Annotated in this window: 16 protein-coding genes; 7 read left to right on the plus strand and 9 right to left on the minus strand. The window is 71.9% G+C overall.

Annotated features, from left to right (window positions below):
- Positions 1-122: 122 nt before the first annotated feature.
- From hemG to ACZ6MZ_RS08880, 3 genes are all read left to right on the plus strand, one after another.
- Positions 123-1,598 carry a protoporphyrinogen oxidase gene (gene hemG / locus ACZ6MZ_RS08870; protein ID WP_389790617.1) on the plus strand — a complete coding sequence of 492 codons (1,476 nt, stop codon included), beginning with the start codon at positions 123-125 and terminating at the stop codon, positions 1,596-1,598.
- Between the two features lie 4 nt (positions 1,599-1,602).
- Positions 1,603-2,319, plus strand: coding sequence for a hydrogen peroxide-dependent heme synthase (hemQ, locus tag ACZ6MZ_RS08875; RefSeq protein WP_469350660.1), 717 nt, complete (start codon positions 1,603-1,605; stop codon positions 2,317-2,319).
- A gap of 267 nt (positions 2,320-2,586) precedes the next feature.
- Positions 2,587-3,153 (plus strand): snapalysin family zinc-dependent metalloprotease, encoded by a 567-nt coding sequence (locus ACZ6MZ_RS08880; protein WP_389790618.1) that lies wholly within the window; start codon positions 2,587-2,589, stop codon positions 3,151-3,153.
- Between the two features lie 131 nt (positions 3,154-3,284).
- Here ACZ6MZ_RS08880 and ACZ6MZ_RS08885 read toward each other — a convergent pair whose 3' ends face one another.
- From ACZ6MZ_RS08885 to ACZ6MZ_RS08905, 5 genes are all read right to left on the minus strand, one after another.
- Positions 3,285-4,934, minus strand: coding sequence for an alpha/beta hydrolase (locus ACZ6MZ_RS08885; protein ID WP_469350662.1), 1,650 nt, complete (start codon positions 4,932-4,934; stop codon positions 3,285-3,287).
- A 172-nt stretch (positions 4,935-5,106) separates the two neighbouring features.
- Complete coding sequence (locus tag ACZ6MZ_RS08890; protein WP_469350664.1) at positions 5,107-6,186, minus strand: TIGR04222 domain-containing membrane protein; 1,080 nt, start codon at positions 6,184-6,186, stop codon at positions 5,107-5,109.
- Between the two features lie 6 nt (positions 6,187-6,192).
- Positions 6,193-7,542 carry an MbnB/TglH/ChrH family RiPP precursor modification enzyme gene (locus tag ACZ6MZ_RS08895; protein ID WP_469350666.1) on the minus strand — a complete coding sequence of 450 codons (1,350 nt, stop codon included), beginning with the start codon at positions 7,540-7,542 and terminating at the stop codon, positions 6,193-6,195.
- A gap of 147 nt (positions 7,543-7,689) precedes the next feature.
- Positions 7,690-8,508: a DUF4142 domain-containing protein gene (locus tag ACZ6MZ_RS08900; protein WP_469350667.1), complete on the minus strand. Its 819-nt coding sequence runs from the start codon at positions 8,506-8,508 to the stop codon at positions 7,690-7,692.
- Positions 8,509-8,620: 112 nt separating this feature from the next.
- Complete coding sequence (locus ACZ6MZ_RS08905) at positions 8,621-9,385, minus strand: peptidyl-tRNA hydrolase (protein WP_389790623.1); 765 nt, start codon at positions 9,383-9,385, stop codon at positions 8,621-8,623.
- 71 nt (positions 9,386-9,456) lie between these two features.
- On the opposite strand from ACZ6MZ_RS08905, the gene ACZ6MZ_RS08910 reads away from it, so the two are divergent.
- From ACZ6MZ_RS08910 to ACZ6MZ_RS08925, 4 genes are read left to right on the plus strand one after another with little or no spacing between them, the layout of a single operon-like run.
- A complete protein-coding gene (locus ACZ6MZ_RS08910; protein ID WP_469350670.1) occupies positions 9,457-10,134 on the plus strand; it encodes an AIM24 family protein in 678 nt (225 codons plus the stop codon).
- Positions 10,135-10,142: 8 nt separating this feature from the next.
- Positions 10,143-11,087, plus strand: a complete 945-nt coding sequence (locus tag ACZ6MZ_RS08915; protein ID WP_469350671.1) for an ABC transporter ATP-binding protein — start codon at positions 10,143-10,145, stop codon at positions 11,085-11,087.
- A complete protein-coding gene (locus ACZ6MZ_RS08920) occupies positions 11,084-11,752 on the plus strand; it encodes an ABC transporter (RefSeq protein ID WP_469350673.1) in 669 nt (222 codons plus the stop codon). The genes ACZ6MZ_RS08915 and ACZ6MZ_RS08920 overlap by 4 nt, the downstream gene beginning before the upstream one ends.
- Positions 11,753-11,766: 14 nt before the next feature.
- The gene (locus ACZ6MZ_RS08925; RefSeq protein WP_469350675.1) at positions 11,767-11,967 is read left to right on the plus strand and encodes a hypothetical protein; all 201 of its coding nucleotides are present in this window, start codon (positions 11,767-11,769) and stop codon (positions 11,965-11,967) included.
- Positions 11,968-12,003: 36 nt separating this feature from the next.
- On the opposite strand, the gene ACZ6MZ_RS08930 is transcribed toward ACZ6MZ_RS08925, so the two are convergent.
- The 4 genes from ACZ6MZ_RS08930 to ACZ6MZ_RS08945 form a co-directional block, all read right to left on the minus strand.
- The gene (locus ACZ6MZ_RS08930; protein WP_469350677.1) at positions 12,004-12,852 is read right to left on the minus strand and encodes a polysaccharide deacetylase family protein; all 849 of its coding nucleotides are present in this window, start codon (positions 12,850-12,852) and stop codon (positions 12,004-12,006) included.
- A 113-nt stretch (positions 12,853-12,965) separates the two neighbouring features.
- Positions 12,966-13,865, minus strand: coding sequence for a PPK2 family polyphosphate kinase (locus ACZ6MZ_RS08935; RefSeq protein ID WP_386876365.1), 900 nt, complete (start codon positions 13,863-13,865; stop codon positions 12,966-12,968).
- Positions 13,866-13,958: 93 nt separating this feature from the next.
- Positions 13,959-15,323, minus strand: coding sequence for an alkaline phosphatase PhoX (locus tag ACZ6MZ_RS08940; RefSeq protein ID WP_469350679.1), 1,365 nt, complete (start codon positions 15,321-15,323; stop codon positions 13,959-13,961).
- Positions 15,324-15,508: 185 nt separating this feature from the next.
- On the minus strand, positions 15,509-15,934 hold the full coding sequence (locus tag ACZ6MZ_RS08945; RefSeq protein ID WP_384188991.1) for an OsmC family protein: 426 nt from the start codon (positions 15,932-15,934) through the stop codon (positions 15,509-15,511).
- Positions 15,935-15,987 lie beyond the last annotated feature (53 nt).

The raw sequence follows: 15,987 nt of genomic DNA on the forward strand, positions 1-15,987 counted from the left end.
CCCCCCTGGGACGGTTCATGACTGATGACCATTCGACGTGAAAGGCCGGTGGGCGGGTTTCCCCTTTCCGGTCCCGAAGCGGTCACGGTCGGGACTCGGTACGGGTTTGAGAGAGTGGGGGCATGGAGTCGAGCGCGCATCAGGTGGACACACATACGGGCCATGTCGTCGTCATCGGCGGCGGCATCGCGGGCCTGGCGGCCGCACACCGTCTGGTGGGCGCCGGCATCAGGGTGACGCTGCTGGAGGCCACCGACCGGCTCGGCGGAAAGCTGCGTACGGGTGAGATCGAGGGCGCCCCCGTCGATCTCGGCGCGGAATCGATGCTCGCGCGCCGGCCCGAGGCCGTCGACCTCGCCCGCGCCGTCGGACTCGGGGATCGGATCCAGCCGCCCGCCACCGCCACCGCCTCGGTATGGACGCGCGGAAAGCTGCGGCCGATGCCCAAGGGCCATGTGATGGGCGTGCCGGGAAACCCCGCCGCCCTCGCGGGCCTGCTCTCCGACGAGGGGCTCGCCCGGATCGCCCGCGAGCACGAGCTGCCGGCCACCGAGGTCGGCGACGATGTCTCGGTCGGCGACTATGTCGCGGAGCGGCTCGGCCGCGAGGTCGTCGACCGGCTGGTGGAGCCGCTGCTCGGCGGGGTCTACGCGGGCGACGCGTACCGCATCTCCATGAGAGCGGCCGTGCCGCAGCTCTTCGAAGCCGTCAGGACCCATGACTCGCTGCTGGAAGGCGTCCGTGACATCCAGGCGAAGGCCGCCGCACGGCAGCTGACCGGACCCGTCTTCGCGGGCATCGAAGGCGGCGTGGGCCGGCTGCCGGGCGCCGTCGCCGACGCCGTACGGGCCGGCGGCGGCGAGATCCGCATGGAGACGCCGGTCCTCGGCCTGACCCGCCCGCACGGCTCTCGGGGCACGGCGGACGCCCCCTCCGCCGACGGCTGGCGGATCCGCACCGGCCAGGGGGTCCTGGCGGCCGACGGCGTGGTCCTGGCGACGCCCGCCTGGTCCGCCTCGGCGCTGCTCTCCGACGAATCCCCGGCCGCCGCCGCCGAACTCGCCGAGATCGAGTACGCCTCGATGGCGCTGGTGACGATGGCCTTCCGGCGCACCGACGTCGACACGCTGCCCGACGGCAGCGGCTTTCTCGTGCCGCCCGTCGACGGCCTCACGATCAAGGCGTCCACCTTCTCCACCCGTAAATGGGCCTGGGTCGCCGACGCCGCGCCCGGTCTCTTCGTCCTGCGTACCTCGATCGGGCGATACGGCGAGGAGGAACACCTGCACCGCGAGGACGCCGAGCTGGTCGAGGTGTCGCTGCGCGACCTCGGCGAGGCGGCGGGGCTCGCCGCGAAGCCGGTGGCCACCGAAGTGACCCGGTGGATCGGCGGTCTGCCGCAGTATCCCGTCGGGCATCAGGCCCGGGTCGCCCGCGTCCGCGAGGCGGTCGGCAAGCTGCCGGGACTGCGGGTCTGCGGCGCGGCGTACGACGGCGTCGGCATCCCCGCCTGTGTCGCGAGCGCCCGGCGGGCCGCCGACGAGATCATCGCCACGTCCACCCCGGCGCGGGGCACCGGCCGCGGCGCGGGAGAATAGGCGTATGACTGCTGCTCCAGAGAAGTCCCCGAACGCGGGCAAGAAGGCAAAGGACCTCAACGAGGTCATCCGCTACACGCTGTGGTCCGTCTTCAAGCTGCGCGAGGTGCTGCCCGAGGACCGGACCGGCTACGCGGACGAGGTCCAGGAGCTGTTCGACCAGCTCGGCGCCAAGGACATCACCGTGCGCGGCACCTACGACGTGTCCGGGCTGCGCGCCGACGCCGATGTCATGATCTGGTGGCACGCCGAGACCGCGGACGAGCTCCAGGACGCGTACAACCGCTTCCGCCGCACCCGGCTCGGACGGGCGCTGGAGCCGGTCTGGTCGAACATGGCGCTGCACCGCCCCGCCGAGTTCAACAAGTCGCACGTGCCGGCCTTCCTGGCCGACGAGACGCCCCGTAACTACGTGAGCGTCTACCCCTTCGTGCGGTCGTACGACTGGTACCTGCTGCCCGACGAGGACCGCCGCAGGATGCTCGCGGACCACGGCAAGATGGCCCGCGGCTACCCGGACGTGCGTGCCAACACCGTCGCGTCGTTCTCGCTCGGCGACTACGAATGGGTGCTGGCCTTCGAGGCCGACGAGCTGTACCGCATCGTCGACCTGATGCGTCATCTGCGTGCCTCGGAGGCCCGGATGCATGTCCGCGAAGAGGTCCCGTTCTTCACGGGCCGCCGCAAGTCGGTCGCGGACCTCGTGGCCGGGCTGGCGTAACACCTGACTTGGTGGCCGGGTCCTGGCATGTGCCGGCCCGGCCGCCCCACCCGGAAGATCAGACGATCGGCGGCGGCTTCCGGCCGCTCGGCCGCTCGTCCAGCGACACCGGGTTCGGCTCCGGGTTCCCAACCGGGGCCAGGCAGACGGTAGGCCCGGCGGTGTCCGCCGGGCCTACCGGCGATTACGGATTGGTGTCGGTCCTCGCTGGGCAGTGAGCAGGGGAGATTCTGTCATGTGCACGACTATCTCTCCTGGAGGCCGACCATGTACGTCCGTAAGTTGACCAGCGGGCTCGCTGCCGCCCTGGCCGTGACCTTTTCTCTGATGAGTGGCCAGGCCCTGGCTACTCCTTCCGCGGACGCGGACAGAGCCTTGGCCGCTCGTGTAGTCACCTACGACGCCAGCGGTTCCGCGGAGTTCAGGTCTGCCGTCGACCGGGGCGCGGCGATCTGGAACGAGAGCGTCGACGCCGTCGAACTGCGACCGGCCGCCGCCGGGCAACGCGCCAACATCCGGGTCCTGGCGGACGACGGCTGGCCCCGCGCCATCACCACCTCCCTGGGCAACGGAACCGTCTACATCGGACGGCAGGCGGTGAACGAGGGCCACAACACGATCCGCATCTCATCACACGAACTGGGCCACATCCTGGGCCTGCCGGACCGCAAGCCCGGGCCCTGTACGAGCCTGATGTCCGGTTCCAGCGCGGGAACCACGTGCACGAACGCCTACCCGAACACGGCCGAGAAGGCCGAGGTCGAGGGGAACTTCGGTCTTGCGTTCGCGCGGCCGGGCGGAGCAGTGCCGCTCAACGTCATGATCGTGGACTGACACGCGGCGCGAGCCCAAGCCGTGGCGTGCGCCCCGGAGCGCAGATCGCGTTCCGGGGCGTACCCGGCTCTGATCGAGGCCGGACGCGGTGGTGCGGACAGCGGATGCGAACGCCCAGTGCTCCCCAGCGCTCAGAAATGAGGAACTGGCTTGAGTCTTCTTTGCAGGTCAAGGCGTTTGTCGGTCGGTTCCTTCGACAGCGGGTCCGGCTCCGGACGCGGTGCGCACTCCGCGCGCCGCACCGGTGCCTTTCCCTGCAGCAGGTACTCCTCCAGATAGGCGTGGACGCAGGCATTGCCGCCGCCCGCGATCCCGTGCGTACCGGCGTTCCGCTCGGTCACCAGGACGGAACCGGCCAGCCGCCGCTGGAGTTCGAGCGCCCCCTTGTACGGCGTCGCGGCATCACGCTCCGCGGCCAGGATCAGCGTCGGGGGCAACTCGCCCGGCCCGGTGCGGACATCGGCCGGCTTCTGCCGGGGCGCGGGCCAGTAGGCGCACGGCAGATTCATCCAGGCGTTGTCCCAGGTCTCGAACGGCGCGCGCCGCGCGAGCGCGGTGTTGTCGCGGTCCCACACCCTCCAGTCCGTCGGCCAGGACCCGTCGTTGCACTCGACCGCGGTGTAGACGGCGTTGCCGTTCTCGCTCTCGGCGGCGGCCTCCGGCCTCGGCGCGGCCTGCGCGATCAGCGGCTTGGGGTTGCCCTTGAGGTACTCGGCGAGGGCCGTGGCACGCATCGGCCAGTAGTCGTCGTAGTAGCCGGCCCCGAGCATCGCCGCCTGTAGCTGACCTGGCCCGACCGTCCCGCCGGCCGGCTGCTGCGCGACCCCGGCGCGCACCCGCTCGTAGCTCTTCCGCACCGCCTCGGCGGTCGAGCCCAGGTGGTACGTCGTGTGGTGCTTGGCGATCCAGGTACGGAAGTCCGCCCAGCGCGCCTCGAACGCGAGGGACTGGTCGAGGTTGTTGCGGTACCAGATCTGCGCGGGGTCCGGGTCGACCGCGGAGTCGAAGACCATTCTGCGTACGTGCGAGGGGAAGAGCGTCGCGTAGAGCGCCCCGAAGTACGTCCCGTACGAGGCCCCCATGAAGGTCAGCTTCTGCTCGCCGAGGGCCGCGCGCAGCACATCCAGATCGCGGGCGTTGTTGAGCGAGTTGTAGTGGGCGAGCGCGGGGCCCGCGCTGTCGGCGCAGCCCCGCGCGTACGCCTTGGCCTGGGCGATCCGCTCGCGCTTGTACGACTCCGAGGGGTGCACCGGGGACTGCGTCGGGGCCTTCGTGAAGTCGGCCGGGTCCTCGCAGGAGAGCGGGGCGGAGCGGCCCACCCCACGGGGGGCGTAGCCGACGATGTCGTACGCCTCGGCGACGCGCTTCCACTCGGGCAGTTCGGCGGCCATCGGGAAGTACATGCCGGAGGCGCCGGGGCCGCCGGGGTTGAAGACCAACGCGCCCTGCCGCTGGCCGGCTTCCCCGCTCGCCCGGACCCGGCTGACGGTGAGGCTGATCTTCCGGCCGTCGGACTCGGCGTAGTCCAGCGGGACCTGGACCGTGCCGCACTGGATGGGGGCGGGCAGCTGCTCGGTCCTGGGGCAGGGCCTGAAGGTGATACCGGCGGCAGCGGCGTGCCGGGCGGCCCGGACGACGCCATGGAGCTCGGCGGTGGTGCCCGCACGGGTGGCGGCGGCAGCTGTGACGGTGTCCGCGCCGCTCGCGGGGGCGGTGACGAGGGCCGACAGGACCAGGGAGCCGAGGGTGGTCAGAGCCCCGTACTTCGCTACTGCTCTCATCGCGTTCCCTTCGTGCCTACGGATGGCGGGATCCACCGCAGAACTGAGGGTCAGCAGAGGGGAGTGGCTTGGCAAGGACGTGTCCACGGGTGTCGGGGTCAACGACCCCGATGCGCGGTGCGGCCACTCCGGTGGGGCTCCCGGGGTGCGGGACGGGCCGGGATGTGCAGACTCAGAAACTCCCGCCGCCCCCGCCACCGCCTCCTCCGCCCCCGCAGCTGCTGCCACCGCCTCCGCCACCGCCTCCTCCGCAGCTGCTACCTCCCCCGCCGCCGCCCCCGCCGCAACTGCTGCCGCCGCCTCCTCCGGAGCCTCCGCAGCTGCTGCCCCCGCCGCCACCGCCGCAGCTTCCACCGCCCCCGCCCCCGGTGGAACCTCCTCCTCCGGAGCTCGCGCCGCATCCCGAGCCTGCCCCGCCGCACCCCGTACCGGAACCGGGCTGTGCGCCGGAGCACCACGTCACCACCACCGCGGCGGCCGTGTACGGCGTCGCTGAGAAGTCGCGGCCCGGCCGCAACCGCCCGGCCACCTGCAACTGCCCCCGCAGCACCGGGTCCGGCACCGCCAACAGGCCCCCCGCCGCGACCAGATGAACCGGCGTGACATACGGATGCGCCAGCTGGAATTCCCGCAGCGCCTGCCCGCCCCCCTTGGTGATCCGCTGCTTGGCGAGCCACCCGCAGATCCGGCCGACGATCACACCCACGACCATGCTGATGATCACCGTGAAGGAGAGCGGTCCGCCGCTGCCGGGGCTCGGGTCGTCGAAGGACGCGCTGACGGACAGAGCGAACGACAGGGGCAGGCCGACGATACAGAGCCCTGTCTGCAGGGCGCTCCACCGCTGCCACGTACGCGCCTCGGCCCGCGGAGTCAGCAGCCCGCGGGCCGCGAGAGCGTCGCCCACCTGTTGCACGGTCGGGCCGCGCATCACCGCGAGGCGCAGCGTGTGCAGGGCGCCGCTGGGCGCCGCGGCATGTTCCTGGAGCACCGCCTCCTCGACCGGGTGCCGGGCGACCGCCCGCCGTACGGCGACGATGCCGGGGCCGCCGACGGTCAGCCGGCCGTCCGCGTGCATCTCGGCGAGAGCGGCGTCCACGACCCGGCCGGGTCCGCCGGCGAGGAACGCGGCCTCCATCACGTCATGGACGCGGCCGCCCGACCCCCGGCGGCGCAACCGGGTCACACCGGCGATCAGCAGAACGGACGAGATCGCGACGGCGAGATGGGCCGACAACGTGTACACGGTCATAGTCCGTCACCTCCTGACGAGCGCGGCGCGGGCCACCCGGACGAGACGGGTCGCACGGCGTGGCGGACGCGAGCCGGCGCGCTCCTCCCACCAGAGGGTCAGCCGACGCCGGGCGGCGGAGTCCTCGGGCCGCCCCTCGATCAGCAGATGCTCGGCGAAGTCGAGCGCGTCGCGGCGGTATCCGGCGCGCAGGGGCCGGTTTCCCGCGTACGCGAGGAACGCGGGCCGGAAGCCGCTGCCCAGGATCTCCGGAAGCTCGGGGGCGATCTTGGCGATGACGTCGGCGCGCTTGGCGGTGAGGGCCCGGCTCTGCACGCGCAGCCGCCGGGAGTCGAACCCCTCGGGGGCCGGCGTACCGGCGACCAGGGCGGAGAGCAGGGCGGCCTCCCTGAGAGCGAGCCGCTCGCGGGCGGCGTCGGCACCGCTCGCCCCGCCGTCCGTGTTGTCTCTCGTGGACCGGGCCGAGTCCGCGGGGGCGGACGGCGCCCCCGCTGCCGGGCCACCGACGCGCTTCGTTCCGGTGCCGGCGGCCGTGATCGTCTCGCGTATCACGGTGAGTTCGCCGGCCAGCTCCGACGCCGGCGGGAAGTCGTCGTCCCGCTCCAGCAGAACGCCCGGCGGGGCGACCCGGGAGCGCAGCTCCGCCAGCACGTCGAGCACGGGCCGGGTGACCGGGTGGGCGTGGGTGTCGTGCCAGACGCCGTTCCGCTCGATCCCGCCCGCGACATGGACGTACGCGATGGCCTCGACCGGCAGTTCGTCCAGCGCGGTCGCCGGGTCCTCGCCGCGGTTGACATGGTTGGTGTGCAGATTGGCGACATCGATCAGCAGCCGGACGCCGGTGCGCTCGACCAGCTCGGCGAGGAACTGCCCCTCGCTCATCTCCTCGCCCGGCCAGGAGATCAGCGCCGCGATGTTCTCCACCGCGAGCGGCACGGGCAGCGAGTCCTGGGCGATACGGATGTTCTCGCAGAGCACACGCAGGGCGTCCCGGGTCCGCGGCACCGGCAGCAGATGGCCGGCCTCCAGGACGGGCGACGCGGTGAGCGGCCCCCCGGCCCGTACGAACGCGATGTGCTCGGTGACCAGAGGGGAGCCGAGGGCCTCGGCCCGGGCCGCGAGGTCCGCCAGGCGCTGTGCGTCGGGGCGGTCCGCGCCGCCCAGGCCGAGTGAGACCCCGTGCGGGACGACGGTGACGCCGCGCGCGCGAAGGCGTACGAGCGAGTCGGGCAGATGGCCGGGGCAGAGGTTCTCCGCGACGGCCTCGACCCAGTCGACGCCGGTCAGCCCCTCCACCGCGTCGGCTATCTCCGGGCGCCAGCCGATGCCGATCCCCAGCCGTGATGTGCCGTTCATGGCTCCCCCTCTCGGTGCCGCGACCTGCCGCGGTGCGAGGGTGATGACCCCGCCGGGCGGCGGTGAATCCGCAAAGGGAGACGTTCAGAGGTCGATTTGAGGTTCCCGCTTCCTTGGCCCGGCCCACGAAGACCGACCGGACAGGGCCTACGGCATCGGCATGTCCGGATCCATACCGGTCGGCGCCGTCCGCTCGCTCTGCGGGTCCGGCCGGTTGGTGTTGATCGCCGTCGGGGCGCCCGGCTGCGTCGAGGGCCGCGAGGTGAAGGACCGGTCCCCGGTGGGCGCGGCGGGCGACGGCGCGGGCGGCAGGTTCCCGTCCGGGGGCTGCGGGCCCGTCGGGCTGGCGGTCGCGGTGCCCGCCGCCTCGTTCGCGAGGGCGTCGAAGTCGACGAAGCCGGTGGCCTCCAGCATCGTGATGTGGTCGAGGACGGTCTGGTTGGCGTCGGTGGCCAACTGCCGTATCAGCGTGTTCCTGGTGGTGTGCCGTACCTGCGCGATCAACGAGAAGACCTTCCCGTGGGCGTTGCGCAGCAGATTGGCGAACTTCCGCTCGTAGTCCTGGCCGTTCGCCGCCGAGAGCTCTCTGAGCCAGCCCTGCTGCTGTTCGTTCGGCTGGTTCGGCAGCTCGACGCCCAGCTTCGCCGCCACATCGCGGGCGCGCTTGTCGAGGTCGGTATGGCCGACGACGAGATGGTCACCGCACTCCTGGATGGCCTTGCTGGGAGCGCGTTCGATGGCCTGCTGCCCGGCCGGCAGCTCCCAGAGCCCGGCCAGCCGTACCTTGACCAGCAGATCGCGGTCGGTCGCGGAGAGCGGGCCCCACTGGGTCGCGACGGTCGAGGCGCTGAGATTGGCCTGGCCGGTGCCGGACCGGTCGGAGTACGACCAGACCGGGAAGGCCAGCGCTCCTACCGTGGCGACCAGGGCCGCGATGATGAGCGCCGTACCGTTGATGCGTCGCACCACTGTGCTGCCTCCCGAGCCGATATGTGATCTCGCTGCACCGACCGCTGACCGAGCGGCTGTCCAACCCTCTTGGCGGTACGGGGAGATACGTGAACCGGAGCCGGAGTGTTCACCTCCGCAGCGCCGGATGATCAGCGACCACGGTGCAGGAACCCGGCGCGATCTCCGTGAATCCGGCGTCACGGACCACCGGCAGCCCACTGACGGTGAGTTGCTGCCAGCGCCGTGCGTCGGGCGTGCGTACGGCGAGCGGGAAACCGGCCTCGCGCCAGGCCTTGCGGTCCGTCTCCGACAGCTCCCACCAGGCGAGTTGGGCGCCGTGCCCGGCCTGGGCCATGGCCTTGCCCGCCGACATCTCCAGGTCCGGGCTCAGCCACAGGACGGGGTGCGCGGGGTCGGGCGCGGGCGGCTCCGCGGGGTCGTCCAGATCGGTGCCGGAGACCTGGAGCTTGGCCAGCTCCTTGGGCCAGCCGTCGAGCGGGACGGGCGGGAACACCCGTACCTCGGCGGCCGTCGCCGCGTCCGTCGTGACCGTGAGGCCGGGGAGCTCCGACGCGCGTCGCCACTCCGCGCCGCGCGCCCGGCGTACCACCTTGCGGATCCTGGCGTCCTGCCAGTCCCGCATGGCCTCGGCCCACTCGCCCTCGCCCAGGGAGCGTTCGTCGGAGAGCATGACCAGCACCGCGCGCGCCGCCGTCTCCAGGGCGTCGGTACGGGCCGGAGGCGCGGCCTTCTCGATCCGGACCACCAGCGGCAGCACGTACTGCGGGGCGGCGTCCCGCTCGGTCCGCTCATGCCGGAAGGGGCTGTCGGCACCGGTGCTGCTGCTGGTGCGCTCGGGGCTGTCGGCGTCGGCGGTGCTGTGGCTGCTCACGGGTCCAGTCTGCCAGCCGCCTCGGACCTCATTCTTGGCGGAATGGGTGCCTCCGGGCGAGTATGCACGGCATGAAGAGCGATCTCTTTGCCACAGAGCACATGGCGCAGGCGGCGACCGCCCCCGGGATGACCCTCCAGAACTCCAAATCGATCAAGTACGCCGTCAACGGCGAGATGCACGCGCGGCAGGGATCCATGATCGCCTTCCGCGGGAATCTCCAGTTCGAGCGCAAGGGCCAGGGCATAGGCGGCATGCTCAAGCGGGCCGTCACCGGTGAGGGCCTGCCGTTGATGGCCGTCCGGGGCCAGGGCGAGGCGTGGTTCGCGCACGAGGCCGCCAACTGCTTCATCATCGAGGTCGAGCAGGGCGACGCGCTCACCATCAACGGCCGCAACGTGCTCTGCTTCGACCCGACCCTCGCGTACGAGATCAAGACGGTGAAGGGCGCCGGGATGACCGGCGGCGGGCTCTTCAACAGCGTCTTCACCGGCTACGGGAAGCTCGCCGTGATCTGTGACGGCGCCCCGATCGTGATCCCCGTCACGGCCCAGGCGCCGGTGTACGTCGACACGGACGCCGTCGTCGGATGGAGCGCGCACCTCAACACCTCGCTGCACCGCTCGCAGTCCGTCGGCTCGATGATCCGCGGCGGCTCGGGCGAAGCGGTCCAGCTGATGCTTCAGGGCGAGGGCTTCGTAATCGTCAGACCGAGTGAGGTCACCCCGCAGAAGGCCACGCAGAACTGACGTCCCCGATGAATCTCCAGGGCGTGGGACGCCGCTACGGCCTGCGCGGACCATGGGTGCTGCGCGGGGTCGATCTCGATCTGCCCGCGCGCGGGCTGGTCCGTGTCGAAGGGACGAACGGCAGCGGGAAATCGACTCTGCTGCGCCTGCTCGCGGGAATCGACGCACCCACCGAGGGGCGCCTCACCGGCCGGCCCCGCACGGCGTACGTCCCCGAGCGCTTCCCCGTCTCGCTGCCCTTCACGGCCACCGGCTATCTGGTCCACCTGGGCGCGGTCCACGGGCTGCGGCGCGCGGTCGCGCGGGCCCGCGCCGCCGAGTGGCTGGAGCGGTTCGGGGCGGCGGGACAGGCGCGTACGCCGATGTCCGAGCTGTCCAAGGGCACCAGCCAGAAGATCGCGGTCGCGCAGGCGCTGCTCGCCGGGCCGGAGCTGCTGGTGCTCGACGAGGCCTGGACCGGGCTCGACGGCGCGGCCCGCGCGGAGCTGGACCGGGCGGTCGCCGAGCGCGTCGCGGCGGGCGCCACGGTGGTGTTCGTCGACCACGATCCGCTGCGGCTGGCGGGCCTCGCGGACGCGGTGTACGCGGTGCGGGACCGCGCTCTGGTGCGCCGTACGCCGGACGTCTCCGCGGCGGGACCGGGGCCGCGGGTACGGATCGTGGCCGTGGGACCGCCGGGGGCCGCGCCGCCGAGCGGACTGCCCGGCTCACCGGCGTACGAGACGGAGCGGGACGGCTCCGTACTGCTGACGGCCCGGGCGGTGCACTCCGACGCGCTGCTGCGGGCGCTGCTGACGGCGCGTCCGCCCTGGCACATCCGGGAGGTGCGGGCGGCGGAGGCGGCCGGAGTCTCTCCGGCCGCGGCGCGCACCTCTTCCGTCGCAACTGACTCCGTCGCAACTGACTCCGCCGCGACCGACTCCGCCACGACCGCGAGGCGCCCCTCTTCATGACCGCTCTGCTGCGCTATCAGATCTCCCTGCTGCTGCGCTCCCAGCGCTGGCTGCCGCCGCTCCTGCTGTACGGGATCGTCCTCGTGGTCGGGGTGCGGGCGGGAGAGCCGATCCTGGACTCGCTCGGATTCGCGGCGGCCGCGCTGCTGCCCGTCACCGCCTGGCTGGTCCGGATCTGCGTCGCCCAGGAGCCGGCCGCCGCCCGCGCCGTCACCGCCGCGGCGACCGGGACACCCCGGGCCCATCTCGCCTCGCTGCTGGCCGCGACGGTCTTCGCGGGTGTGCTCGGGACGGTCGGCACACTGATCGTCACCATGATCAGCAAGCCGGAGAACGCGGACCACACGGTGGAGGTGGACCGGCTGCCCGCCGGGGCGGCGGGGCTGCTCACCGCCGCGGTCTGTCTGCTGCTCGGCGCGGCGGTCGGCGCGCTGTGCGGCAGACCGGTCCTGCGCGGCCGTGGCTGGTCGATCGCGGCCACCGCGCTGGTCGCCCTGCTGGCCCTGGTGACCAGCGGATCGCCGGCGAAGTACGCCGTCACCGCACTGGTGACCGGCTCGCGGACAGGGGTGGTCCCCGTGCCGGGAGTGCCGCTGGCCGCCGCCCTGCTGGTGGCGGCCGTGGCGGCGGCGGTGGCCTGTGCGCTCGCCGCGTTGCGGGGCTGAGTACGCTCCATGGCATGGGTGAGCGACAAGCCGTGGGTGAGCGACAAGCCGTGGGTGAGCGACAAGCCGTGGGGCAGCCGGCCGCGGAAGAGACCGCGTACGCGGAGTGTGTGCTGTGCCGCGAGCCGACCGAGTACCCGGAGACGGTCAAGGGCGCGACGCTCTGTCCCGTCTGCGAGTGGCAGGAGGCTCAGCGGACGGCGTGCTCCGGCTGACAGGCTCTGGGCGCCGCCTTCCGCCCGGCCTCCGGCTCAGTGCTTCATCAGCTGGGAGACCTTGACGAAGCGGTAGCCGCGCTTGCGCAGCTCGGGAACGATCTGGGCGACCGCGTCCTCCGTCGCGGGCGCCGCGCTGCGCGTGCAGTGCATCACCACCAGTGAGCCCGGCTTCACGCCCTCCAGCACCTGTTCGGCGACGGCGTCCGCGTCGGTGGCGAAGGCGTCCCCGCTGACGACGTCCCACTGGACGGCGGTCACCTTGGCCGGGGCTAGGGCCCGTAGCGACGTGTCGTCGTAGCAGCCGCCCGGGAACCGGAAGTACGGGACCACGTTCCGCGCCCCCGCGGCGTGGAAGGCGCTGAAGGCCGCCTCCACATCGGCGGCCATCTTCTCCTTGCCGAGCACCGGCAGGCCGTAGCAGTCGGCCGTGAAGGAGTAGTGGCTGTAGGAGTGGTTGGCGATCTCGAAGAGCGGATCGTTCCCGATCGCCTCCGCCTGCGTCGGATACTCCTCGGCCCACCGCCCCGTCATGAAGACCGTCGACGGCACTTCGAGGCGGCGCAGCAGGGCGATCAGCGCCGGGTTGTCGAAGCGCTCCCCGCGCGCCGCCCGCGTCCCCTCGTCGGCCGTCATGTCGGCGTCGAAGGTGAGCGCCACGGTCTTGCCGGCGATCGGGGTGCCGCGCTTGAAGACCGGGGTCAGCCCGCCGGGGCCGGGGGCGAGGGTCGGCGGCCCCTTTACCCCGGCGGGCGAGTGCGCTCCGGCGGAACGGGAGGCGGAGTGGGGCGCGGAGTTCGCGGGCCTGTCCGCGCCGTCACCGCATCCGGCGAGGGCGGCACCCAGGACGACGAGGGTCGCGAGTGTGCGTACACATGTGGTCACTCACAGAAAAATATATGACTATTTGTCCGAAATGTGCGTACGGCACTCGCCCCCGCCGAAGTCGCTGCGCCCGCCACTTCGCCCGCCACTGTGCCCGCCGCGTTCCCCGGGCTTCACGGCCGCCCTTCGGACAGCAGCCGCTCACGGCTCTTCTCGACGTCGAAGTCGGCCTTCGGGTAGGCCGGATCGAGTTCCTCCAGATGTTCCAGCAGCAGGGTGCTGATCGCCCAGTTGCGGTACCACTTCCGGTCGGCCGGGACGAGGTACCAGGGCGCCGCCTCCGTCGAGCAGCGGTGCAGGGCGAGCTCGTATGCCTCCTGGTAGGCGGGCCACAGGGCACGGTCGTCGATGTCGGACGGGGAGAACTTCCAGTGCTTGTCCGGGTTGCCGAGGCGGGCCAGGAGGCGGTCGCGCTGTTCCTCGTAGCTGATGTGGAGGAAGACCTTCACGATCGTCACGCCGTCGTCGGCGAGGGACTGTTCGAAGCGGTTGATCTGGCCGTAGCGGCGGCCGACGTCGCGTCGCGGAACCAGCTCGCGGACCCGGGTGATCAGGACGTCCTCGTAGTGCGAACGGTCGAAGATGCCGATCTCGCCCCGCTGCGGGAGCGCCCGCTTGACGCGCCAGAGGAAGGGGTGGCTCCGCTCCTCCGGGGTCGGGGTCTTGAACGCTCTGATCCGGCAGCCCGACGGGTTGAACAGCCCGATCACATGCTTGACCGTGCCGCCCTTGCCGCTGGTGTCCATGCCCTGCAGGACGAGCAGCAGCCGGCGGTGGTCGCCCGCCGTACTGGCCGCGTACAGCCGGTCCTGAAGGCCGGCGAGACGTTCCGCCATCGGGGTCATGGCTTCCTGGCCCGCCGCCTTGTCCCGGGGGCCGCCCGGGGTGGCCCGGGGGTCGTACGAGGCGAGTTCGGCGCCCTCGCCCGGAGGGATGCGCAGCAGCTCACGGAGGGCGGGTGGCGACTTCTTCCGCTTCTTGTCCGCGTCCCGCTTCGTGTCCTTCTTGGCCACTGCGCACCCCTTCCGACCGTCAGTACTTCCGAGGGTGCTTCGGATCGGCACGGCCTGCGACCGCTGACAGGTACGAGGACCGGCCGACAGGTACTAGGACCAGGGGCCGGTCACCGCGAAGGTCGTCCCCGGCGTGTAGCAGTTCAGGTACATCGTGCCGCCGTCCGGTGCGAAGGTGACCCCCGCGAACTCGCCCCACTCGGGTTCCTCGGCGCTGCCGATGTTCTGCGCGCCGCGCGCCATCGCGTAGACCTCGCCCTGCCGCGTCACCCCGAGCACATGCTGCGCGCCCCCGCCGTCCTCACACACCATCAGGCCGCCGCTCGGCGCGAGACAGATGTTGTCGGGGGACTCGCCGGGCAGCTGGATGTCCGTGTCCGGGCCGAAGACGACCACCAGCGTGAGCCGGCGCCGGCGCGGCTCGTACTTCCACACCTGCCCGAAGTGGTCCGCCGCCGAGCCCTCCGCGCTGTGCGCGAAGCTGGACACGAAGTAGACGGAACCGCCGCCCCAGTAGCACCCCTCCAGCTTCTGCGCGTGGGTGATGCCCTTGGGGCCGAAGTCCTGCAGCCGGATCGGGGTCTCCCGCGCCAGCGGGTCGGGTACCGGCACCCATTCCACCCGGTCGAAGCTCTTGCCGGGCTCCTGGACGGCCGAGAGGTCCGGCACCCCGGGCACCCGCATGGCCTCCAGGGCGCCGCCCGCGCGCAGCGAACCGGTCCCGCCGCGCGGCTTGTGCGGCAGGAAGCGGTAAAAGAGCCCGAACGGCTTCTCGAACGCGTCCTCCGTCTCGTACACGATGCCGCTGTCCGGATCGACCGCGATGGCCTCGTGCGCGAAGCGGCCCATGGCCGTCAGCGGTATGGCTCCGGTACGGCGCGGATCGGCTCCGTCGACCTCGAAGATGAAGCCGTGGTCCTTGGTGTAGCCGTTGGTGCCGGCCCGGTCCTCCGTCTCCTCGCAGGTGAGCCACGTACCCCAGGGGGTGGGCCCGCCCGCGCAGTTGACCGCGGTGCCGGCGATGGCGACGCGCTCGCCGAGGACGTTGTTGCGCCCGTCCAGTTCGAGCGACGTACAGCCGCCCTTGCCCATCGGGTCGTAGGTGAGGCCGGGTACGGCCGGTACGGCGATCCTGCCGTCGACGCGGTTCTCGTGATTGCGTACGAGATGGACGCGGCCGCGGTGGCCCGCGAAGGCGGCCATGCCGTCGTGGTTGCTGGGGACCTCGCCCTCGCCGGAGCGGAGCTGGTCGCCCTCCCGGGAGAGGACCTTGTAGCGGAACCCCTTGGGGAGATCGAGCAGGCCGTCGGGGTCGGGCACGAGCGGGCCGTAGCCGCTGTGCCCGAGGCCTTGTGCGGCGGCCGTGCCGGTGAAGAGCTCGGATACGGCCCCGCTGAAGGCGATACCCGCGGCGCTCGCTCCGGTGCGGGCCAGGATCTGTCGTCGTGTGGCGGTCATGAGGCAACTCCCTGTTGGCGGACAGGAGACGTGACCCGCATGTGTGTACCACGTGCGCTGGGACACGTGAACCATGCGGGCCACCGTCAGCCTCGGGTGTCCCGTGGGGCACCTGTGCCGGATGATCCGTCAGCTCGGATCCGTTGGATCGTCACGAACCGGACGCCCGGCAGGTCAGCCGTACGTCAGGCGAGCGAGGCGCTGAGCGTGATGGTCGTCCCCGTGAGTGCCTGGCTGACCGGGCAGTTCACCTTGGCGTCCTCGGCCGCCTTGACGAAGCCCGCCTCGTCCAGACCCGGGACATCGCCCTGCACGGTGAGGTGGATTCCGGTGATGCCGGTGCCGGGCTGGAAGGTGACGTCGGCCTGCGTGGTCAGCTTGGCCGGCGGGGTGCCGCCCTGGGCGAGACCGTTCGAGAGCGCCATCGAGAAGCAGCTGGAGTGGGCGGCCGCGATCAGCTCCTCCGGGCTCGTCTTGCCGTTCGCCTTCTCCGCACGGGAGGCCCAGGAGACCGCCTGGTCGGCGATGCCGGACGAGTCGAAGGTGACGGTGCCCGTGCCCTGGAGGAGGTTGCCCTCCCAGACCGTGTGCGCCTGGCGCGTGGTGGCCATGGTGGAACCCTTCTGCTTGGTTCTGGGTATCACTGGTGTGATGACAACAGATG

Source organism: Streptomyces sp. NPDC042201 (genome assembly GCF_055582185.1).